Raw genomic sequence first — 23,679 nt, 5'->3', positions numbered from 1 at the left:
AAGTTTAAAGTTCAAAGTAGCCCGAATATTGTTTTTCCGGAGGTTTTATGATGAATTCTATAAGGAATGTAAAGACTCTTGTTTTTATAAGTATGATTCTACTAAGTTGTTTCCTTACTTATTTAACACCAGTTTCAGCTAATGTAGACGAGGTAGAGTCCCAACATCAAAGGATAACGGAGACGAAAACATCTGATTTTGAAGATATAGATCCCAAGGATAAAGAGGAATCAATCTTAGATAAGTTAAAGAATTGGGGAAAGGACCTCATTAATGAGATAAAAATTAAAGTCATTGATATTAAAGACAAGGTTATAGACGAATGGAATGAGTTTACCGAATGGGCAAAGAAGAAGTGGAAAGATGTTGAACAATGGACGGTAGATGCATGGGAAGGGGTAAAGGAATTCTTCTCACAAGAATGGGTACAAACCGTTCTGAAAATTATTGGGGCTATAGTGGTTGTTGCTGCTATTGTCCTTGCCGGGGTATGGGTCTTGGCAGCCATCGGTATAACACTAACGATAGGCATGGTATTAGGGGCCGTAGCATTTGGAGCAATTGGTGTTCTATTTACTGCAATTGGCGGAGATACTAGTTTCATAGGGTTAGTTACTGGAGGGCTATCATCTGCAATTGCGTCGTTAGTGGGGCTAGGGGCTTTACGTGTATTAAATATATTTAAGCTGTTGCCAGCTAGTGGGCCGTTGAGGTTTCTTACATTAGGTTTATTAGGTGGTTCAGGTGCGGTTAGTTTTTCCATTCTTCATGGAGCCCTATATTATCTCTTTACAGGAGATAACACTAAATTAAAAGAGGCATTTGCTCTCGAAAGTCTACTTCTTAACTTCACATTAGGTGGTATCATGGGTCCACTTGCTGCTAGAATATTTAGTCAGGTAGGTTTGCAGCAAACCATAAAAGGGCCAGGAAAATGGATTGCAGGATTACTAGCAAAGCATACAAGGAAACCAGTCAACCAGATAGCTCAATCAATCGTGCTTGGAATATATTCAAAGCAAGTGCAATATTTAGTAGCTTAAACGGAGTCATCCTTTCCATGGTCGATGTGTTCCACCAATGGAAGGATAACGGGAAAGTAGATTGGAAAAGAACCGGCAAACAGGCTGCGATCGTTGTAACTACTAGTCTCATTCTTGTAGGAGCGGGGATGTATCTCAGTCCAAAACTCACTCTAACAGGCTGTGCATGTGGAGATCAAACCGTAGCAAAAACTAGCCCAGAAACGAAGAATGTTGAGAGTGGTTTGAAGGCTAAGGGTACGGGTAAATCCGGGACAGACAATATCGCATTACATGCTAAATACAAGGAAGTTCTTAAAGTTACTGAGTCAGCTAATCCAATAGTAGATAGTTTAAGACAAACTGGAAAATTACCTTCAAATTATGTTAATAAGGACGTGGCTGTATTAAACGGCTGGAAACCGGGAAAAGCGCTTAATAACTATGTATCTGGTGGGCAACTTGGTGGAGATGTATTCAAAAATACTACAAATGTGCTACCTAATGCACCAGGAAGAGTGTGGTATGAAGCGGATGTAGGCCTAAATAACACAATGGCAAGAAGTAAACAGCTCGGTTCAAGACTACTATATTCTAACGATGGGCAAATGTATATAACTACTGATCATTATAAAACAGTTCATTTTATCGGAACTTATAAATAAAGAGAGGGATTATATTGATGATACAGGAGAATGAATCAAAACAAGATAGACTTATATTAGATGTGAGTGCAGTTCAAAATTCAATTGATCTTCATTGTTTGTTAAAAAAGAATCTTGAATTACCCGATTTTTATGGAATGAACTGGGATGCATTTTGGGATGCAATTACTGGACTAATTGAATTACCTGAAACTTTGATCTTTGAGGGGTGGAGCAACGTTGAAGAGAGACTACCAAAAGAATCTCAAATCTTTATTAACCTCTTAAATGATTTTAACGAACAATATCCACATTGGAAATGTAAAGTCGTTTATAAATAATATTTTAAAACCTTGATTGGCTAAATGCTTTTCAAGGTTTTTTACATTAGTTTAGATTAAATTGACTAATATTTGTATGAGACAATAAGAAAATGGTTTGTTTGATCATCGATAGCTCATGATGGTTGTACCATCATGGAGTATCATTTTAATACTTAGGTTGGATAAAAAGAACGAGAATTAGGTGAGATGACATTTTATATAGCAGGGGGAGTTATGGTATAGAATAGCTGTCAAATTAACGATAATGACAAAGCTCGTGGTGATAAACAATAGGGTAACGTGCAAGTGTGTTCTGTTAATGCTTTGGCTTATTAATTTTAAGTTTTTGGTAAATGGTTTAATGGAGTTATTATCTTGCGCTGCACGCTTTGTTTTATAACTTGGCAGTACAACAAGAGAAATTCATCAGATACTACCATTATCATCCCCTAATACTTTACCTTCGCTTTCTCCCTGCCTTTTCGCACCTTTTACGTACATACTCATATATAGTGCTTTTACATTTTACTTGATAATCACTACTTTTGCCCCCTGTCTTTTACTCTATATAAACCATCTTTTAAACCGTTTATAATAATTGTTGGGATATTTTAGGAGCCTCTTTCTATATGACTAGTTGTGTTTAGAGAATACCATTCTATATAATCAGCTATTGTTTTAGATTACTAACGTATACAAGAACCTAAATGAGGAGAGAAGACCTAGAAACTATAATGAGTAAAAAACGTAAATACATACATAAAATGGTTTATGTACTTGAGAAATTATAAGGGGGACGTTATGAGTAAAAAGAATCCTATATTAACAGTTTGGGTATGTTTGTTAAGTACCTTGCTTTTTTTATCTGCATGTAGTTCAGATACAAGTAATTCTGAGACGAAGGTCATTAAAAAGGAAGAAGATAAGTTTGAGAAGCTTGCCAAGGAAAAAAATAAAGAATTAGAGCTTGAGCCAATTGAATTAACTTCTTACAGCGAGGAAGTTGGAGCAACGTTAAAAGAACCTGGTTACAAAGAGTTCGCGGTAAATGGAAAAGTTGTTGTTGAAGGTGCCATCGAAAAATATACAGAATTAAAGTCCAATTTTGTGTGGATTAAAGTCCAATCTGATGAGGATGGACCTGCAGGTAACCAGCATGAATATTATGCAGTGTTAAAGGATGGGAAGTTTAAGCAAGAAATTCGCTTTTTTAACGGAGCAGGAGAATATCAAGTAAAGGTACAGGTTCCAAGCAAGGACTCAGAGAATTATTATTACGACACAGCTTCTTTCACGGTCCATAATGTTAACCCGGAGAAGGAGCGGGACGTAACTTACTCCCCGTTTGGCCAAGAAGCTGGAATTACATTAAATCAAGACCTAGGTTATCTCGTAGATAATGAAGTGTTTTCAATAAGTGGTGATGCTGGCAACTTAACCGATCAAGATACGATTATGTTAAAACTAAACAAGGATGCTGAATCTTGGCAGCATGTCCTTCCTATAGAAAATGGCAAATTTTCATATGATGTACCTTTGTTTTTTGGCAAGGGAGTTCATGAACTAGAAATATTAGTTCCTGATAAAGAACGTGAAAATTACTATCAAACAGCAACTAAGATTTTAATAGAAAATGAGTCTGATCGGATAATGAAGCCGATTGAATACTCAAGAACCTACCGGGAGCGTGGGGTTACGTTAGAATCTCCTCAATTTGGTGGTGTAGAGTCGAACGGAGTATTTGGAGTAAAAGGAAAGATTGATCCTAGTGTGGAGTTTGGCCCAGAAACAACTCATATTTATGTCACTACAAAAAAAGGAGAAGATGAGGCATTGGATGTGATTCCAGTAGAGAATTTCAACTTTGATGGTTCCTTTTATTTAAGATTTGGACCAGGAACGTATGAGGTTACTCTAAGTGTCCCTGAAATTAAGGAACAGAATAGTGACTATTTCAGATACTTTGGTTTTGCCAAATTTGAGGTTGAGGCATCTAGTGAGGATAAACGAGATCTGTTGCCATCTAGAGGTGTTGAATCGGATGCACCAGAAGTAATCAGTTTGGCTAATGAACTGACAGAAGGAATAACTGACGAGAGAAAAAAGGCAAAGGCTATTTATAAATACGTAGCTAGTAACGTATCTTACGATGTAGATAAATATGAAAATAAAGAGTTTAGTTGGGATGATAGTGCTTTAAAAACATTACAGTCAAAAACGGGCGTTTGCCAAGATTATTCTTATCTTGCCGTTGCCTTGCTTCGGGCAAGTAATATTGAAGCTAGAATGATAGAAGGAACTGCATTTGGAGGCTTTTGGCCATCTAACCATGCTTGGGTAGAAGCAAAAGTAGATGGTGAGTGGCTAACAATGGACCCAACTTGGGGAGCAGGATATATAAAGGATGGCGAATTCGTAGCTGATTATAATACGAAATATTTTGATCCGAAGAAGTCTGAATTTAAAAAGACTCATATGCGTAAAGGGGTTTCTTACTAAGGAGTTTTTATTTTGAATGGTATGGTTGAAAAATAGGATACCTTTAATTAGGTATCCTATTTTCATAGATGGAAAGGGATGGTTTGTCGAAAAAACGATATATTACGAAATTCGATGATATATGTATCAAATTCGATGATATAATCTCGAAATCGATGATATCCGTACCGAATTCGATGATATATCAAATATTCACAGCCTTGAAGTAGTGATTATGGCTTCTCAAAGTAAAGAAACACATAGAGGTGTTATATGAAAAAGAAAACTTTTACAATTGTAACCTATATTTACTATTTCGTTCTCATTATTTCGTTTAGTATATATGCTTTTCGTGTAACGGATGAGAATTGGGAAGTTGATTTTCAAGAACAAAAGATGAACCTTTTATATTTCGCCATTTTATTTTTTATTGCTGTCATTTTAACCTCTATTGATGGAGCAGGAGTTAGGGATAAAGGAACGACAATCTCTATAAAAACAATCATTGGAGGATTGGGGATTGCTGCTATTTTTCTAACTTGGAAAATACTAATATCCATTTTTTAAACTTTGTAAGAAAGGGATTAGCCAAATGGAGATGCAAGGGAATGGTAGAAATTTTTCAAACGAAATCCCCTTATGGGCAAAGATAATAATTATACTTCTAACAACTATTTTTTTGGGTGTTTCTATAGGAGGCATCTACTTTGCTGTATATAGTTTTTATACGAAAGAATACTCTTTGATCATTATTGGACTAATATTTGCAGTGAGTTTTGGTTCGCTAGGTAAAATAGGGCTCTCTAGCTATAAGACATACGAGAGATGGGCATTTAAAGTTCAATTAACAAATGAAGGTTATTTTATGGAAGCAATGGATAAACGTACATATGAAGTTCATAAAGAACTAGTACGGTATGATCAAATGGAAGAAGTGGTCATTTCAAAAGCACTAAACTATATACCCAATACAACCAATATTCCGTTATACACGGCAAGGTATTTTGTAAATGTTGTATTATTTATCATTTGGAGAGATGATTCGGGTGAAAGGCGCGTAAGGAACTTTACACATTCAAACAAGAACGATCTAGATGAGTGGCTAGAGATGTTTGATCAACACAATATTCCTATAACGGTTACTGATCTTGATTTTAGAGGTGTTCCGACAATTAAACTGCTGGCTTCGATTGAAAACGTTAAAAGAACAACATATAAATGGGATGGAAAATTTCACGAGATTATTAATGTTGGAACTGTTACGAGGGAGAAACCGTTGCAGTATATCATGAAAAAATAAAGGAGTATCAGAAACGCTTAGAAAAAGCTGAGCATTTTAACATTTCAACCTAAAGGAAGGGAAATATGTCTAAGAAAGTTACGAGTTTTACGTTATTGCCCGTATTTTTCTCAATGTGGGTATTTTGGGGAAGTGAAGATGTATATAGTGTTATCTTTGTCTTAATAACAATCCTACCTTATTTCTGTTTTAATATTTATTTGGATATGACGAAAAAATCAAGTCATTCTAGAAAAATAAGAGGATTGTCAGCTTATATAGGAATGATTATTGTCTCTCTTTATCTACTCTATCCTGCCTTAACAAAAATTTCTCCTTTAATAACCAGTTTGATTTTCTTAATAGTAACTTTTGTTTCTTATAAGTATAGAGAATCTATAGCTAGGATTTTATTTAGTAGAAACAAGGAGGACACGAAATATAGAGCAAGCTATTGGATATTTGCATTAGTTTTAATCCTTTTAGGGGGTGGAGGTTACTATCCTACGACAAAGAGAGTGATAGAGAGATGGGGAGAACATTCTGAAGTGTTCTATTCCACTTTCTCTTTTCTATTCTCTATATGGATACTTATTTTTGCTCAAGGATCTATCGCTAAATTTACAAAGTTTAAAGGATAAAGTTTACTGTAGGAGGGGATTCGGGTGTTAAGAAAAAGACTTTTTCTTCTGCTAACATGTATGCTCGTGCTGACTGCATGTAGCTCTAAAAGTGAAGATGCAAAAAGTGTAAAACAAGAAGCAGAAGAGGGGAAAGTGAGTGAAGAAACAGCAGAAAAGCAAACAGAACAAAAAGAGCAAGAAGTTGTTCCGGAACCTTTGCCAAGTACATATGAGGAGCTAGCAAGTCAGCCAATTGGTAAGTTTGTTAATCACTCTGCAAGTCCAAGTGACCCAGGTCCAACTTTAGAGTTATTTAAAGATTTGCCTGATATATCAAATAACCCGACCCAGCAACAATTAGATCATTTTTATCGAGAGCTTGTAAGATTAGTACAAAAGGAGTTCAAAGGACTGGAGGAAGCCTTCAAGCAATTAAAGTTTCAATCAATAGGTAATCCGGAAATGGAAGACGAGCGGTATCAATTTAAAGATCAGTTAAATGTAGAGATATTGTTGGATGCAAGTGGAAGTATGGCAAACAAAATTGACGGTAAAGTAATGATGGATAGTGCCAAAGATGCGATTATGTCCTTTGTCCAGCAACTTCCCGAAGAGGCAAATATCGGTCTACGAGTTTATGGTCATAAAGGAAGTGGTTCCGATTCCGATAAGCAGTTATCTTGTGAAAGTAGTGAATTGTTTTATTCCATCTCAGGCTTTAACAAGGAACGTTTCCAAACTTCTCTTGATAAAGTAAAGCCAGCGGGATGGACGCCTATTGAGTTAGCTATAAACGAAGCGAAAGAAGATTTATCTCAATATGATGGTACAGAAAACACCAATATCATCTACCTTGTCAGTGATGGAGTAGAAACATGTGGTGGGGATCCGGTAAGTGCAGCCAAGGAATTATATGATTCAAATATCTCACCCATTATCAACATTATCGGTTTTGATGTAGATAGTGAAGGGGAAAATCAACTTAAAGAAATGGCTAAAGCGACAGAAGGAATATACCAAAGGGTTAATGATGAAAGTGAGTTAAAACGGGAGTTAGATAAAATAGCGGAAATTGCCGACATGTGGAAGGATTGGAAGGAACAGAATCAGAAAAAAATTGATTATAAAAAGGTGTCAAATTCCCTGGATATCTTTGTGTATATCACACAGGAAGAGTATAACGCTACATTTGAAGATATGGAGATAGATTTAATTTTGAGCGCGTTTAAGCGGGGTGGGAAAATGGACTCCGAATCCTATGATTACCTATATCAGAAAAATACTGACTATCATAATTGGATAGATTCAGAAATTGCCAGATTTAAAAAAGAGTTACATGCGTTGAATGAGAAAGGCTACTCTGAAGCGCTAAAAGAACTTGAAAAGAAGTATCAAGAAAATACAAAATAGAGGGAAGGGGATAAACGATATGCGGTTATCCCCTTCGCATTTTACATACTCTCACTGTCACCTTCGATAAAAAAGGGAGCTTCATTTTCTGCAAGGGCTTCAAGAAAAGCCTTTTCCTCTTTTAACAAGTTCATGGATATATTAAATGAAGGAAACCCCATTTTTTGATTCATTCTCGCCAACCTTTTACCGGTTGAACTAAGGTTATCTATATATTTTTCCTCGTCTTTTAAAATAACACCTAGTAATCTATTTCTTTGATATAAGTAAGGAAAAAAGCCATCAATATCGTCCCATTCAATAAAACCTGGATTTTGAGTACCGTAAAGAGTAATCCCTTTTGGACTGACCGTAACGTTTGGTTCATCACTAAAAAGCTTCTTTCCAATAAAGTAAGTACACCAAGCAAATAAGAGAAAAATCAATCCTAGAAACAGAAACGTAACAATAGGTATTCCTTCTTCAGACACAACCATACTTACCATCATAACGGCTACTGCTAATGTTAAGAGGATCATAAGTATAAAAACCCCAACCATTTTTATCTTTGATAAATAGAAATGTTTCTCCATATCACACCTCTTTAGTTATTTTTCTACACCTATAGTTATGTAACAGGAGGTCTATATATCCCAGTAACAAAGCATGAAAAAGGCCACTAGGTTGAACGCCCCTAATGACCTTAACTAATTATGATTGTTGAAACTTGCTTACGATTTCATCAAATGATACATCTTCCGTCTTTTCATATACCATATCAGCTTTTGGGAAAGCTTCCTTTGGACCAATAGCAACGGCAAACATATTTGATCCTTTGATGGCTTCTACTCCAGCTACGGCATCTTCCACTCCAATACAAGTAACCGGATCAACACCTAGATGCTTAGCAGCTGTTAAAAATACTTCTGGATGCGGCTTTCCGTTAATAACCGTCTTTGCATCAACGATGATGTCAAACTCATCCTTTAACCCTAGTGCTTCCATGACCGTAAAAGCATTTTTACTGGCAGAGGCAAGACCTAACTTCAGTCCTTTTTCTTTAATAGTAAAAATGAATTCCTTCATTCCAGGTAGGATGTCAGATGGGCTGATTTTTTGAATTAAGGTTAAGTAATGGTCGTTCTTTTTAGCGGCCAGAGCTTCCTTTTCTTCATTAGAAAAATCACCTGTACGACCACCGATTTCTAATATTTTTTCAAGTGATTCCATGCGGGAAATCCCTTTTAATTCTTCGTTATCTTCTCTTGTAAAAGTAATGCCGATATCTTCTGCTAGTGCTTGCCAAGCAAGAAAGTGATACTCAGCGGTGTCTGTAATGACCCCATCTAAGTCAAATATAAAGGCGTTAAGAGGTTTAGTCATGCTATTTCTCCTTTTAAGCTAGGTTTTTTAATGGAACCGTCAATTCACCGTTAGCTTGAAGAGTAACTTCTTCATTGTAAAGCTTCATGGATAGTTCAGGTCCTTCTTGTGTGATTCGTACTCCATCTTTTGAAACATTGATTTTCATGAAATGATCACGGTAGACAATGTTAAATGAGTAGGAATTCCAAGCAGCTGGAATGAATGGAGCAAATGATAGTGTCTCATGAGCGGTTCTCATTCCTGCAAAGCCTTGGACGATTCCTAGCCAAGCACCTGTCATACTAGTGATGTGAAGTCCATCTTCTGTATCGTTATTGTAATTATCAAGGTCTAGACGAGCCGTACGGTTATACATTTCATAAGCTTTTTCTTCCTTACCAAGTTCAGCGGCTAAAATAGCATGGATGGAAGGAGAAAGAGAAGACTCGTGTACCGTCATTGGCTCATAGAAATCAAAGTTACGTTGTTTTTCTTCCACAGAGAATTCATGGTTTAAGAAATATAATCCTTGTAAAACGTCTGCTTGTTTAATAAAGCAGCTACGTAAAATTTTATCCCAAGACCAATTTTGGTTTAACGGGCGATCTTCCGGACTAAGCTCATCCACTGGTTTTAAATCTTTATCAAGGAATGTATCATGTTGGACGAACACTTGTAGCTCTTCATCATATGGAAGATACATTTTTTCAATAATTTCTTTCCACTTATTTGTTTCTTCTTCCGAAATGGATAGACCAGCAATTTTTTCATCATGACCAGAAGCTTTTAAGGAATTAATCACTTCTAACGTGTACTGTAATGTCCACTGTGCGATACGGTTTGTGTACCAGTTATTGTTAACATTGTTTTCATACTCATTCGGTCCTGTTACACCATGCATCATATATTGATTCTTTTTCTTATTAAAATGAACACGATCAGCCCAGAATCTAGAGATGGCTGTTAGTACATCAAGGCCATATTCATTTAGATAGTCACGATCACCTGTGTAGTTTACATAGTTATAAACTGCATAAGCAATGGCACCGTTACGGTGAATTTCTTCAAAGGTGATTTCCCACTCGTTATGGCTCTCTATCCCATTAAATGTAACCATTGGATATAGGGCACCTTTAAGTCCTTGCTGAGCAGCGTTATAGTAAGCACCTTCCAGTTGATTATGACGGTATACTAGAAGGTTTTTACTAACTTCAGGTTTAGCCGTTGATAAATATAGTGGAAGAGCATAAGCTTCTGTATCCCAGTAAGTTGCCCCTCCGTATTTTTCACCAGTAAATCCTTTAGGACCAATATTTAATCGTGCATCTTCACCGTAGTAAGTGGAGAATAGCTGGAACAAGTTGAAACGAATCCCTTGCTGTGCTTCGTCATCCCCTTGAATCTCAACATCTGCAATTTCCCAGCGGCTTAACCACCCGTTACGGTGTTCTGATAAAAGGGCATCATAGCCTTTTTCTATTGAACGCTTTAGGATATCGTTCCCTTTTTCAACCAGTTCACTTTCCGCGTAATCACGGTCTGTAGTAACGGCAACATATTTATAAAGAGAAACCGGTGTTCCTTCAGTTAACGTAACTGAAATCGTATTTTCTACGTATTCTTCTTTATTAAGGTGACTCACTTTTGTTACTTGACCTTCTACTTTTACATTCATGGTTGTAGCGACTTGGAAAGTGGGTGTACCAAAAGGATTATCTTTTGTTTTCATGACAAGATGTCCAGTATAGTCACTTGATTGACGTGTAATCTCATACCAGAAATCTTCATCATAGTTAGAATCTTCATTTCGTACATCTCCATCTAAATATGGAGTGAATGTTACTTCACCAGAATAATTTTTAGCGGTAACACAATATTTAATGACCGCTAATTCAGGCTCCGCAACTGACAAGAAGCGAACAACTTCAACTTCTGTTTCTTTCTGACCATCTATGATAGTAAATCTTCTAGTTAGTACACCATGCTGCATATCTAATTCTCGGTAGTATTCTTTCACTTCAACTTGATTTAAATCAAGTTCTGTTCCATCTATTAATACTTTTATTCCAATATAATTTGTAGAATTAATTACTTTACCAAAATAATTGGGATATCCGTTCTTCCACCAGCCTACTCTTGTTTTATCAGGGAACCAAACCCCAGCTACATAAGAACCGCGGTGAAAATCGCCACTATACGTTTCTTCAAAATTCCCACGCATCCCCATATGACCATTTCCTAAGCTAGTCATACTCTCTGCTAAACGGAAGTCCTCCTTATGTAAAGAAGTCTCAACAATTTTCCATTTATCTACTTCAAATAATCTATTCAAAGTACTCACCCTTTCAATGTGCAACCGTTTGCGCGAATAAGCAAAAAAATATTTTATTTATGATACAATTCTATTGTAAAGGATTTCACAAAAAAAAGCATTTGAATTTGTTATAAGTTTTTGACAAAATCTTTGAGTCTACGATTACTTATCCCTATGTATTTTCTTCATCATTATTCTGCAGAAATACTCAATTCTTTCCATTTAAAAAATAGTGTAACATTCGTCGCTACTCAGTCGTCTTATACTATGTTTCCCCATTATTTAGTCTTTACTAATTAAATATAAAAACTACCAATTCTATTCCAAAGTTATATAAATATTACAGGATTTTTTCGACAAACCTCGAATATATGTAAAAGGCTGGAATCTAATTTATCATATATTCATCTTAAATATATTATTTTTAGCGTTAGGATGTTTATAACGTAACAAATATACCCAAGACCTAGACAGGAGGAGAAACATGTCACGCGATCAAATGAATCCAACGATTGAAAGAATACTAAAAAATATAGAAAAAGTAATGATTGGTAAACGAAATGTTGCTGAATTGAGTTTAGTTGCTCTTTTGGCTGAAGGTCATGTTCTATTAGAGGACGTACCGGGTGTAGGGAAAACCATGATGGTTCGTGCGCTTGCTAAGTCTGTGAGTGCTCAATTTAGACGTATTCAGTTTACCCCTGATTTACTGCCGTCTGATGTAACAGGTGTTTCTATCTATAACCCGAAGGAAATGGAGTTCCAATTCAGACCTGGCCCTATTATGGGAAATATTATTTTAGCAGACGAAATTAACCGAACGTCTCCTAAGACGCAGTCTGCCTTATTAGAGGGAATGGAAGAAAGTAGTGTAACGATTGATGGGGTAACCAATTATTTAGACAAACCTTTCTTTGTAATGGCTACACAAAACCCGATTGAGTATGAAGGAACTTATCCTTTACCAGAGGCTCAATTAGACCGCTTCTTGTTAAAAATGAAAATGGGCTATCCAGACATTGATGAAGAGATGGAAGTTTTAAACCGTGCACAGCGTGTGGCTCCTATTGAAGACTTAGAATCTGTTATCTCTTTACATGAATTAAGAGAGTTACAGTTACAAGTAAAAGAAGTTTCCGTTGATGATACGATTAAACGTTATATTGTAGACATTGCTAATCGCACGAGAAATCATGGCAGTGTTTATTTAGGTGCAAGCCCTCGTGGTTCTATTGCTCTAATGAAAGCAGCTCAAGCCTACGCATTTATGTATGGTAGGGATTATGTATTGCCAGATGACATTCAATATTTGGCGCCAAGTGTATTTGCCCACCGTATGATTTTGAAGTCTGAAGCAAAGTTTGAAGGGATTTCGGCAGAAGAGATTGTATCAAGGGTAATAGCGAGAGTTCCTGTCCCAGTTCAAAGGCTTGTGAAATAAAATGAGAAATCTATTAGTTTCTTTAAAGAATATATGGAAACTGATTGTTCTCCTATTCTTAATTTTCCTTACCTTTTCTTATGCTATGTTTCAAGGTGGATTTGTAAGCTGGTTTTTATTTTATAGCTTCTTGCCATTTGGGATTTATGGATTGGCATTATCCTTTGTTTCTTTAAAAAATATGACGGTCCAGCGCGTATTCTTAAAGTCCGATTACAATGCAGGTGAAAGGCTTCAGGTAACAGTCAATGTCCGAAGAAGCCATTCCTTTCCTTTGTTTTATGTGATTATAGAAGATTGTTTAAATGACCAATTAATAGCTGCGAAAAAAGGTAAGGCTAAAATGTTCTTAGTTCCACATTTTAAAAGAGACCTTGGTTTTAGCTATGAAATTAAGGATCTTCCAAGGGGAGAGCATCAGTTCCAATCAGTCCGAGTAAAAATAGGAGATCTTCTCGGTTTAATTGAGAAGGAATATATTGTTGAAACAAATGATCGAATTATTGTTTATCCTTCGTACGAGGATATCGTCTATAGACCGTTTGCCAATCATTATGACCAGGGGATGACAGCTTCCAAAGAACGTGTTCAGAGGGATACATCTATGGCTATTGGAATCCGCGAATATCAGCCGGGTGATAAGTTTTCCTGGATCAACTGGAAAGCGACGGCTAAGCGAAATGACATTATGACAAAGGAATTCGAACAACGTCAGTCTCACGATGTGTTTGTTTTGATGGATTGTGCTCCAGAAAAGCGGTTTGAAGCCATTGTTTCGTTCACTGCTTCTATTGTAAGAGCTATATTAAGAAAAGGTGCACAAGTTGGGTTTATGTCCCAAAGTGAAGATAGAGTGGCTTTTGCCTTTAGAGGGGGAGAAGTTCACCAACAAAAGGTCTTTTACCATTTAGCTAAAGTAAAAGATAACTGCCCTGTTACCTTTGATAAAGTGCTAGAATCAGAGACTTTCTTGTCCCAACAGAGTATTTCTCTTATGCTAGTAACTTCTCAACTGTCAAAAACACTAATAGAAAAGGCTGGATTTTTTGCTTCTAGAAAAGGTTTCATCACCATCTTTCTTTTGAAGCAGGATGGTGAATCTCCAAGTAAAGATGAAGTTGCACTCAAGTCATCCGCATTAGCAAGAGGGATACGTGTCATATTTGTACATGATCATCTCTTTAATGATGCATTCTCGGAGGTGAATAGAGGGTGACATCACATACAGAATCAAAATTTGACTTCTCTAACTTAGTTCTATATGTATTCGGGTTTTTCCTATTATGGGAGTGGTTACGTCCACTAGAGCAACTGACTGAAACAGAAGGTATTAAGATTTTTCTAGCTTTCCTTGTTATTTCATTTGCTCTGTATTATTTTAGTGTGCGATTTATTTTCACGGTGTTAATAAAAGTTATTTTTATCTTGTACTTTCTACATCACCTATATCTAGAAGGTTCATTTTTCTCTTTTAACTGGTTCTCCATTTTTACAGGAGATTTTGTAACAAGCATGACGGCTGTTTTTACAGCAGATTGGTCAAGCTTAAGCTTCATGTTTAAAACTTTATTATTCTTTGTATTACTTTGGTTAATGACGTATTTAATTCAATATTGGTTAATTAATCGTAGGCAAATCTTTATCTTCTTTTTTATGACTTTAGTGTACATTACGGTACTTGATACATTTACTCCGTATGAAGCAACCCAAGCAATTGTCCGAACGGTTGTTACAGGATTTGCTGTAATGGGAATGTTAACCTTCTATCGAATATTAGATAGGGAGAAGATTAAGAAGGAATTTTCCTTTTCTAGAAAGTGGATGGTTCCGCTAGTTATCATGATTACCCTCAGTGTTCTTGTTGGATATAACGCTCCAAAAGCAGATCCTATTTGGCCAGATCCAGTGCCTTTCATTAAGTCCTATTCTACAAACAGTGGGAATGATGGGACCGCTATGGGTGGTCGAGTGGGATACGGAGCAGATGATTCGAGGCTTGGTGGACCTTTTATGGGGGATGACCAAGTAGTCTACCGTACTGAGGTTGATGAATTGCATTATTGGAAGGTAGAAACAAAAGATGTTTACACAGGGAAGGGCTGGGTAGCATCAGGTGAAGGACAAAGGGTATCTTTTAATCAGGAAGCTGAGGTGCCTATCCCAACATATAGAGATGTTCGAGAAGAAAAGGATATGCTCAGCCATGTATTTGTGGAGAAAAAGTATCCTCATATTATTTATCCGTTAGGGGTACAAAGCGTAACGGCACAAGCTGGCGAATATTTTGATCTGGAGCCTGTTACGGAAAAAATCTACTCCCAAGAATCATTAGATGGATTCACACTAAATTTCAAGAAACCTAGTTTTAGTGTGAAAGCGATGTTAGCTACGAAGAATGTAGAAGATACCGATCTAGAGCAGAGGTTTATTGAGCGTTATACGAGCCTTCCAGAAAATTTACCAGAACGTGTTAAAGATTTAGCGGTTGAAATTACTGAAGGAAAGAATACTTGGTTTGACAAAGCGAGAGCAATAGAAAGGTATTTTGGTAGGTCGGAATACTACTATGATCAAGTAAACGTTCTTGTCCCTGGTCCACAAGATGACTATGTTGATCAGTTTTTATTCGAATCTAAGCGAGGCTATTGTGATAACTACTCAAGCTCCATGGCCGTTATGCTAAGAACTTTAGGCATCCCAAGTAGATGGGTTAAAGGGTATACAGAAGGTGAGTTTATTGGTGCAGCTCCAGAGGATAAAAAGGCATTTAATATTACAAACAATAATGCTCACTCTTGGGTAGAAGTATTTTTCCCGGAAGTAGGATGGGTACCGTTTGAACCTACTCAAGGGTTTGATAATAATGTGATATTCAATTATGACACAACTGATGGGCAACAAAATAATACAGAAGTTCCTGAGAAAGAGGAAAAACCAGAAGTTGAGGAACCAGAAAAGCCAAAAGATGAGATGAACACAGCAGACTCTTCATTCTCTTTCAGTGATTTAAAGGCAAAAATAAAAGAAATCTTCGTTAAGAAATGGAAGACAGTAGTTTTTATAGTGCTGTTATTAGGTGTTATTGCTTTGCTTCTTTATAAGTACCGTCTTCGTTGGTTCCCAAGGTATTTACTATTTAGGTACTCGTTTAAACATAAAGATGAAGAACTGGAGAATGCTTATTTAGTGTTATTAAAACAGTTGAATCGTTATGGGCTAAAGAGAAAAGAGAATCAAACATTGAGAGAATATTCACGCTACATTGATTCCTTTTTCTCCACTAAGGATATGGGTGACCTAACAGCTCATTATGAGAGGTATTTGTACAAAGGGACCCTACCTGAGGGTAGCTGGAAAGATAATAAGAAATTGTGGGAAAATTTAATTAAAAAGACAACTGCTTGACCTGAAATTCGACAAGTTGATACAATGTTCACAACATCATTATTTTTGCTGTTTTCTTATTCTGTTAAAAATGTTCTTTAGACTAAGGAAATGGCTGTATATATTTACCTTCATATATCCTCGAAGATAGGGTTCGAGAGTCTCTACCGGGTCGCCGTAAATGACCTGACTATGAAGGCAGAACATTCTATCACTTGGTTTACATTATTTTATAGTAACCAAAAAACTAGAATCCTGCCTTCACCCTTTTTTGGTGATGGGGATTCTAGTTTTTTTTATATCCTTTATAGAATGATATAAAGTCTTCCGAGGATATTTTGATACATCATGCAAGTTTAAGAAATAATAAAGAAATAGACTATTGATGGGGTGACTAGGATGACAGGAAAGACAGAGCTTCAAAATCAAGAAATCGTAGTAGTATTAGACTTTGGAAGTCAGTACAATCAATTAATTACAAGAAGAATTCGTGAGTTTGGTGTATATAGTGAGTTACACCCTCACACAGTGACAGCTGAAGAAATCAAAAATATGAATGCAAAAGGGATTATTTTATCAGGTGGACCTAATAGTGTATATGATGAAAATTCCTTTAGATGTGATGAAGGTATCTTTGACTTAGGTATTCCTGTTCTAGGTATCTGCTACGGAATGCAATTAATGACGACTCATTTTAAAGGTTCAGTTGAGCCTGCAGAGCACCGTGAATATGGTAAAGCAGCTATTAACGTCCAAAACGAAACTAGACTATTTGGGAACCTTCCAACTGAGCAAATTGTTTGGATGAGCCATGGTGACTTAGTTGTTAAAGCTCCAGAAGGATTTAATGTGGATGCAACGAGTCCTTCCTGCCCAATTTCAGCCATGAGTGATGAATCTCGTAGCTTATACGCTGTACAATTCCATCCAGAAGTTCGTCACTCCGTTTACGGAAATGAATTATTAAAGAACTTTGTTTTCAATGTGTGTGAATGTAAAGGCAATTGGTCAATGGAGAACTTCATTGAAATCGAAATGGAGAAAATCCGTCAAACTGTTGGAAACAAAAAAGTTCTTTGTGCTCTTAGCGGTGGGGTAGATTCATCTGTTGTTGCTGTTTTAATCCACAAAGCAATCGGTGATCAATTAACTTGTATTTTCGTAGACCATGGTCTATTACGTAAAAATGAAGCTGAGAGTGTAATGAAGACTTTTACTGAAGGCTTTAATATGAATGTTATTAAAGTAGATGCAAAAGATCGTTTCTTAAATAAGCTTAAAGGTGTAAGTGATCCAGAGCAAAAGCGTAAAATTATCGGTAACGAGTTCATCTATGTATTTGACGATGAGGCTTCTAGATTAGAAGGAATTGATTTCTTAGCACAAGGTACTTTATATACAGATATTATTGAGAGTGGAACAGCAACAGCACAAACGATTAAATCTCACCATAACGTAGGTGGTTTACCTGAAGATATGCAATTTACGTTAATTGAGCCATTAAATACGTTATTTAAAGATGAGGTACGTGCGTTAGGTACGGAACTAGGAATTCCAGATGAAATTGTGTGGAGACAACCATTCCCAGGCCCAGGATTAGGTATTCGTGTACTTGGAGAAATTTCTGAAGATAAGTTAGAAATTGTTAGAGAATCGGATGCAATTTTACGTCAAGAGATTAAGAATGCAGGGCTAGATCGTGATATCTGGCAATACTTCACAGTTCTACCTGATATTCGTAGTGTTGGAGTAATGGGAGATGCTCGTACATATGATTATACGATAGGAATTAGAGCAGTAACGTCTATTGATGGGATGACATCTGACTGGGCAAGAATTCCTTGGGATGTACTTGAGAAAATCTCTACTAGAATTGTAAACGAAGTAAAACACGTGAATCGTGTGGTTTATGACATCACAAGTAAGCCGCCAGCAACGATTGAGTGGGAATAATAAGTTAAACACGAACATTAAAAACGAACATTTTAAAAATGTTCGTTTTTTCTATTGACGATTTTAACATTGCTTGCTAAAATGAAAAAGAACAGAATATTTGTCGATTTACGTCGTATAATATCGGGGATATGGCCCGAAAGTCTCTACCGAGCTACCGTAAATAGCTTGACTACGAAGTATGAGATATTTGGGTGAATTTTATTTAAATCACCGTACATATCACTAACTTCCTGTCAACGTTCCGGTAGAAATGGAACGTTTTTTGCATTTATTATTCATTTTTATTTTAGGAGGAAGTAATTATGAAGAAGTTTTTCCAGTTTGAAGAACTTGGAACAAATTATCGTCGTGAGTTTATCGGAGGTTTAACTACGTTTTTAGCAATGGCTTATATTTTAGTAGTTAATCCTATTACTCTTTCATTACAAAATATACCGGATTTGCCAGATGCAATGAGAATGGATTATGGTGCTGTTTTCGTAGCTACAGCAATCGCAGCTGCAATCGGTTCATTGTTCATGGGGATTATAGCCAAATATCCAATCGCCCTTGCACCGGGTATGGGATTAAATGCATTCTTTGCTTACACAGTTGTTTTAACAATGGGTATTCCATGGCAGAACGCTTTAGGTGGGGTATTAGTATCGGGATTAATCTTTATTTTATTAACGTTAACAGGTCTTCGTGAAAAAGTTATCAACTCTATTCCATCAGAATTAAAATATGCAGTTGCAGCAGGTATTGGACTTTTCATTACATTTTTAGGTTTTCAAAATGCAGGTATTATTGTTAATAATGATGCAGTGCTTGTAGGATTAGGGGATTTAACTCAAGGTCCAGTATTACTAGCGATTTTCGGAATTATAGTAACTGTTATTCTAATGACTCGTGGTTTTAACGCTGGTATTTTTATTGGTATGGTCGTTACGGCTATCGTTGGTATGATTTTTGGATTAATTGATGCACCAAGCAAAGTAGTAGGAGCCGTTCCGAGTCTTGAACCAACATTTGGAGCAGCGTTCGGAGCATTTGGTGATAGCTCATTCTATACAACTCAAATGCTTGTTGTAGTCCTAACTTTCTTGTTTGTAGATTTCTTTGACACAGCTGGAACATTAGTGGCTGTAGCTAATCAAGCTGGTTTAATGAAGGGTAAAGTTCTTCCAAGAGCAGGTAAAGCACTATTTGCTGATTCATGTGCAACGGTTGCAGGTGCGATCTTAGGTACTTCAACTACTACTTCTTATATTGAATCATCATCAGGGGTTGCAGCGGGTGCAAGATCAGGTTTTGCAGCAGTAGTAACAGCAGGATTCTTCTTATTGTCTATCTTCTTCTTCCCGTTATTAGAAGTAATTACAGCTCCAGTAACAGCACCAGCTTTAATCATTGTTGGGGTGTTAATGGTTTCAGCTTTAGGTAATATTGAGTGGACAAAATTTGAAGTTGCCGTACCAGCTTTCTTAACTATAATCTCAATGCCATTAACATATAGTATAGCTACAGGTATCGCGATTGGATTCATCTTCTACCCAATTACTATGATTGTAAAAGGCCGTACGAAAGAAATTCATCCGATTATGTATATCTTGTTTGTTATCTTTGTTCTGTACTTTATTTTCTTACACTAATTAGACGATTAAAGGACCACATCATATATCTATGGTGTGGTTCTTTTATGTTAAAAATGGGTATATTTTCAGTAAGCATAAGATTATTATCTACGTTGACTTGAGGTAGCCGTTTTATATAACATATACGAATAAGAGTCGAAATTTGTCGGGATAGAGGAAAATGTATGGATCAAATTACTGTAAAAAAAGCTCTTAATAACAATGTATTAACCGGAGTGCACGAAACTTATGGCGAGGTTGTTCTAATTGGTAAGGGGATAGGCTTTAATCGTAAACCCGGAGATGTTATTGATCGCTCGGTAGGGGAAAAAATATTTGTCTTAAAAAGTGAGAAGGAACAAGAGAACTACATTAAGTTACTTCCTTTTATCGATAATGATTTGCAAGAAACTATCATTGCCTCCATTCAATTAATAAAAGATAGAACCCATTCAACCCTTAATGAACATATACATGTTGCTTTAACAGATCATTTAATGTTTGCTATCAATCGTCTTTCTAATGGAATGGAAATGAAAAATCCATTCCTGATTGAAACAAAGGCACTCTACCCATCCGATTATGAGATTGCGAAAGAGGTAGTGGATTTAATAAATAATAAAACAGGAATTTACTTGCCTCCCGGAGAGATAGGTTTTATTGCACTCCATATCCATAGTGCCGTTAATAACCGTAACTTAAATGAAGTCAATCAACATTCACAGTTGGTGACTCAGTTAATCAATACCATTGAAGAGCAACTTGACATTAAAATAGATAAGGAAAGTGTCGACTATATGCGACTAGTCCGCCATTTAAGGTTTGCGATTGAAAGAGTAAAATGTGGAGAAAAAGTGAACGAACCAGAAAAGATAACGTCAATGTTGAAGGAGGAATATCCTTTATGTTATACTCTGTCGTGGAAGCTCATTAAGATTATGCAACAAGCATTAAAGAAACAAGTATTTGATGCAGAGGCTGTGTATTTAACTATGCACTTACAGAGATTGCAGAAGAAAGTTAAATAGCTTTCTACTACATATAATCCTTGTATAAAACCATTGCATTAGAAAATAGACTTTTTCGTAAACGACTTTTATTACGAAATCGGCAAAAAAATTATAGGTATAATCATCTTTTATTTACGTGTTACTAATTCGATTAGGCATGAGTGAAGAAAGATAATTGAAATGGAGTTTATTGGGTATGCTAACCCTGTGAATCTTTATTTTAGTTATTTTTTCTACTCATGCCTTTTTTATTTTTTTGAAATGCTCGTTGAATGGCTTGATGGGCTGAAAAATCAAACCTAAATAGGAGGATGTTTATGTTTAAAAATGCTTTTGGTGTTCTGCAAAAAGTAGGTAGAGCACTCATGCTGCCTGTTGCGTTATTACCAGCAGCAGGGATATTACTAGCTCTAGGGGCTGCCTTAAGAAACCCAGCTTTATTAGAACTAGCCCCATTTTTAAATAATAGCGGAGTTGAAATGGTTGCCGCTGTTATGCAAAATGCTGGTGATATTGTTTTTGGTAACTTACCAGTACTATTTGCTGTCGGGGTTGCCGTTGGTTTAGCAGGAGGAGACGGTGTTGCCGGGTTAGCAGCGATCATAGGTTATTTAATTATGAATGTAACGATGGGGACAGCGCTTGGTCTAACACCTGAGGATGTTAATGGACTCAGCTATGCAAATGTACTAGGGGTACCTACACTTCAAACTGGGGTATTCGGTGGTATTATCGTGGGTATTATCGCTGCTGCCTTGTACAACAGATTTTATGAAATTGAGTTACCATCGTACTTAGGTTTCTTTGCAGGTAAACGTTTTGTTCCAATTATTACAGCAGCAACAGCGGTTGTCCTTGGATTACTTATGTTAATCATCTGGCCTCCAATTCAAAATGGTTTAAATGCTGTTTCTCATAACATGGTACATGCAAACTTAACAATTTCTGCATTTATCTTTGGAGTAGTTGAACGTGCATTAATTCCTTTTGGATTACATCACATTTTCTACTCTCCATTCTGGTATGAGTTTGGTGAATATGTAAATAAAGCTGGCGAATTGGTTCGTGGTGACCAACGTATTTTTATGGCTCAGATTCGTGATAATGTTCAAGACTTAACTGCAGGTACATTTATGACTGGTAAATTCCCATTCATGATGTTTGGTTTACCGGCAGCAGCTTTAGCTATCTATCATGAAGCACGTCCAGAAAGGAAAGTTATCGTCGGTGGACTAATGGCTTCAGCGGCTTTAACATCATTTTTAACAGGGATTACAGAACCTATTGAATTCTCATTCTTATTTGTAGCTCCAATTCTTTTTGCTATCCATACAGTCTTTGCGGGTCTGTCTTTTATGACGATGCATTTATTAGACGTTAAAATTGGTATGACATTCTCGGGTGGTTTAATTGACTACATTTTATTCGGGTTAATTAATCCGCAAACAAATGCTTGGATCGTTATTCCCGTTGGTTTAGTGTTTTCTGTCATCTACTATTTTGGATTCCGCTTTGCGATTCGTAAATTCAATCTTAAAACACCAGGTCGCGAGGATGTAGAGGCTCAACAAGAAGGCAATACACAAACAGGTGCAGCTGGGGATTTACCATATAATATTCTTGCGGCAATGGGTGGAAAAGAAAATATCTCTAACTTAGATGCTTGTATCACGCGTCTTCGAGTTACAGTTAACGATATTAATAACGTAGATAAAAATAAATTAAAACAACTAGGTGCAGCTGGAGTGCTTGAAGTTGGAAATAATATTCAAGCTATATTCGGACCTCGTTCTGAAACGATAAAAGGTCAAATGAAAGATATTATTGCTGGTAAAAGGCCGATGGCTGTTGATAAAACTCCTCAAAAAGGGGTTGAACAACAGATTGAAGAAATCAATCCAGAAGCTTTACAAACTGATAACAGTGGACAGGATGTGTTTGTTTCCCCAATTGCTGGTGAAATTAAGCCGATAACAGAAGTTCCAGATGCCGTTTTCTCAGGTAAAATGATGGGTGATGGATTTGCTATTGTTCCATCAGAAGGAACAGTTGTATCTCCAGTCAATGGGAAAATCGTCAACCTATTCCCAACAAAACACGCAATAGGAATTCTTTCAGATTCTGGTCGTGAGATTTTGATACATGTTGGTATTGATACGGTTAATCTAAAAGGTCAAGGATTCGAAGCATTAGTAAAAGAGAATGACCGTGTTGAAAAAGGCCAAACTTTACTAAACTTCGATTTAGACTTTATTAATCAAAATGCAACTTCCATTATGACGCCTATTGTATTTACTAACTTATCTCCTGGTGAACAAGTTGTCATTAATAAGCCGGGGAATGTTAATCGCAACGATGAAGATATTATCCGTTTTATAAAAGGGTAATATTATATAGAAGAAACAGAGCCAACTTCGAATGAAGTTGGCTTTTAAGTTAAACAAATAGTTGTGTGTGTGAAAGAGTCTTGTATTATTGATGTTGTTTGTAAAATAATATTGGAATTATATACCTAGGTTCGTCGTGTTGACTCAAATTTAGGGAGATGATATTATATTAAAACAGTCGCTGATACAGTTAATTGCCTCGCCACTAACGAAAAAGTAATTGACGAGAGATAATATCAGTGATATATTAATAAAGTCGCTTTTGAGCGATTGATACTTGTTCTTTGAAAACTGAACGAATCATACGTCAACGTTAATCTATTATTATTTTTTTAAGAGCTAAATCTTACTCTTTATTGGAGAGTTTGATCCTGGCTCAGGACGAACGCTGGCGGCGTGCCTAATACATGCAAGTCGAGCGAAGTTTTAAAAGCTTGCTTTTGAAACTTAG

At 36.4% G+C, this 23,679-nt stretch carries 18 protein-coding genes, 1 rRNA gene and 2 riboswitches; of the genes, 16 read left to right on the top strand and 3 right to left on the bottom strand.

From position 1 onward, the window contains the following. The first annotated feature begins 47 nt into the window (after window positions 1-47). The 8 genes from SM124_RS22205 to SM124_RS22170 all read left to right on the top strand — a co-directional run bounded on the left by SM124_RS22205 (window position 48) and on the right by SM124_RS22170 (window position 7,779). On the top strand, window positions 48-1,043 hold the full coding sequence (locus tag SM124_RS22205; protein ID WP_322448702.1) for a hypothetical protein: 996 nt from the start codon (window positions 48-50) through the stop codon (window positions 1,041-1,043). Next, on the top strand, window positions 935-1,687 hold the full coding sequence (locus SM124_RS22200) for a ribonuclease domain-containing protein (protein WP_322448701.1): 753 nt from the start codon (window positions 935-937) through the stop codon (window positions 1,685-1,687). Before SM124_RS22205 ends, SM124_RS22200 begins: the two co-directional genes overlap by 109 nt. Before the next feature lie 17 nt (window positions 1,688-1,704). Next, the gene (locus SM124_RS22195; protein WP_322448730.1) at window positions 1,705-2,007 is read left to right on the top strand and encodes a barstar family protein; all 303 of its coding nucleotides are present in this window, start codon (window positions 1,705-1,707) and stop codon (window positions 2,005-2,007) included. Between the two features lie 783 nt (window positions 2,008-2,790). Then, window positions 2,791-4,488: a transglutaminase domain-containing protein gene (locus SM124_RS22190; RefSeq protein WP_322448700.1), complete on the top strand. Its 1,698-nt coding sequence runs from the start codon at window positions 2,791-2,793 to the stop codon at window positions 4,486-4,488. Between the two features lie 252 nt (window positions 4,489-4,740). Further along, a complete protein-coding gene (locus SM124_RS22185) occupies window positions 4,741-5,034 on the top strand; it encodes a hypothetical protein (RefSeq protein ID WP_322448699.1) in 294 nt (97 codons plus the stop codon). A 25-nt stretch (window positions 5,035-5,059) separates the two neighbouring features. Next, on the top strand, window positions 5,060-5,767 hold the full coding sequence (locus SM124_RS22180) for a hypothetical protein (RefSeq protein WP_322448698.1): 708 nt from the start codon (window positions 5,060-5,062) through the stop codon (window positions 5,765-5,767). A 65-nt stretch (window positions 5,768-5,832) separates the two neighbouring features. Next, a complete protein-coding gene (locus tag SM124_RS22175) occupies window positions 5,833-6,387 on the top strand; it encodes a hypothetical protein (RefSeq protein ID WP_322448697.1) in 555 nt (184 codons plus the stop codon). A 24-nt stretch (window positions 6,388-6,411) separates the two neighbouring features. After that, window positions 6,412-7,779, top strand: coding sequence for a vWA domain-containing protein (locus SM124_RS22170; protein WP_322448696.1), 1,368 nt, complete (start codon window positions 6,412-6,414; stop codon window positions 7,777-7,779). A 41-nt stretch (window positions 7,780-7,820) separates the two neighbouring features. Here the strand turns inward: SM124_RS22170 and SM124_RS22165 are convergent, their stop codons facing one another. The 3 genes from SM124_RS22165 to mdxK form a co-directional block, all read right to left on the bottom strand. Continuing rightward, entirely contained in the window at window positions 7,821-8,351 is a 531-nt protein-coding gene (locus SM124_RS22165; protein WP_322448695.1) for an STM3941 family protein, read from the bottom strand. A gap of 118 nt (window positions 8,352-8,469) precedes the next feature. Beyond that, on the bottom strand, window positions 8,470-9,141 hold the full coding sequence (gene pgmB / locus SM124_RS22160) for a beta-phosphoglucomutase (protein ID WP_322448694.1): 672 nt from the start codon (window positions 9,139-9,141) through the stop codon (window positions 8,470-8,472). Between the two features lie 13 nt (window positions 9,142-9,154). Then, the gene (gene mdxK / locus SM124_RS22155; RefSeq protein ID WP_322448693.1) at window positions 9,155-11,464 is read right to left on the bottom strand and encodes a maltose phosphorylase MdxK; all 2,310 of its coding nucleotides are present in this window, start codon (window positions 11,462-11,464) and stop codon (window positions 9,155-9,157) included. A gap of 457 nt (window positions 11,465-11,921) precedes the next feature. Between mdxK and SM124_RS22150 the strand changes: the two genes are divergently transcribed. From SM124_RS22150 to SM124_RS22115, 8 genes are all read left to right on the top strand, one after another. Beyond that, on the top strand, window positions 11,922-12,878 hold the full coding sequence (locus SM124_RS22150; RefSeq protein ID WP_322448692.1) for an AAA family ATPase: 957 nt from the start codon (window positions 11,922-11,924) through the stop codon (window positions 12,876-12,878). A gap of 1 nt (window position 12,879) precedes the next feature. Further along, window positions 12,880-14,094, top strand: coding sequence for a DUF58 domain-containing protein (locus tag SM124_RS22145; protein ID WP_322448691.1), 1,215 nt, complete (start codon window positions 12,880-12,882; stop codon window positions 14,092-14,094). Then, window positions 14,091-16,283, top strand: a complete 2,193-nt coding sequence (locus tag SM124_RS22140; RefSeq protein ID WP_322448690.1) for a DUF4129 domain-containing transglutaminase family protein — start codon at window positions 14,091-14,093, stop codon at window positions 16,281-16,283. Before SM124_RS22145 ends, SM124_RS22140 begins: the two co-directional genes overlap by 4 nt. Window positions 16,284-16,373: 90 nt before the next feature. Next, a riboswitch (purine riboswitch) is annotated at window positions 16,374-16,475 on the top strand. Between the two features lie 186 nt (window positions 16,476-16,661). Beyond that, window positions 16,662-18,215, top strand: coding sequence for a glutamine-hydrolyzing GMP synthase (gene guaA / locus SM124_RS22135; RefSeq protein WP_322448689.1), 1,554 nt, complete (start codon window positions 16,662-16,664; stop codon window positions 18,213-18,215). 93 nt (window positions 18,216-18,308) lie between these two features. Continuing rightward, window positions 18,309-18,410, top strand: a riboswitch (purine riboswitch). A 110-nt stretch (window positions 18,411-18,520) separates the two neighbouring features. Next, window positions 18,521-19,849 carry an NCS2 family permease gene (locus tag SM124_RS22130; protein WP_322448688.1) on the top strand — a complete coding sequence of 443 codons (1,329 nt, stop codon included), beginning with the start codon at window positions 18,521-18,523 and terminating at the stop codon, window positions 19,847-19,849. 167 nt (window positions 19,850-20,016) lie between these two features. Continuing rightward, the gene (gene glcT / locus SM124_RS22125) at window positions 20,017-20,859 is read left to right on the top strand and encodes a glucose PTS transporter transcription antiterminator GlcT (RefSeq protein WP_322448687.1); all 843 of its coding nucleotides are present in this window, start codon (window positions 20,017-20,019) and stop codon (window positions 20,857-20,859) included. A 299-nt stretch (window positions 20,860-21,158) separates the two neighbouring features. After that, complete coding sequence (gene ptsG / locus SM124_RS22120; RefSeq protein WP_322448686.1) at window positions 21,159-23,228, top strand: glucose-specific PTS transporter subunit IIBC; 2,070 nt, start codon at window positions 21,159-21,161, stop codon at window positions 23,226-23,228. Between the two features lie 353 nt (window positions 23,229-23,581). Next, window positions 23,582-23,679, top strand: a 16S ribosomal RNA gene (locus tag SM124_RS22115); the annotation flags it as partial.

Origin of the sequence: Robertmurraya mangrovi (assembly GCF_034427655.1) — a bacterium.
GTDB classification, from domain to species: Bacteria; Bacillota; Bacilli; order Bacillales; family Cytobacillaceae; genus Robertmurraya_A; species Robertmurraya_A mangrovi.
The sequence above is the reverse complement of the archived record's forward strand: the minus strand, read 5'-3'. Positions and strand labels throughout refer to the sequence as shown.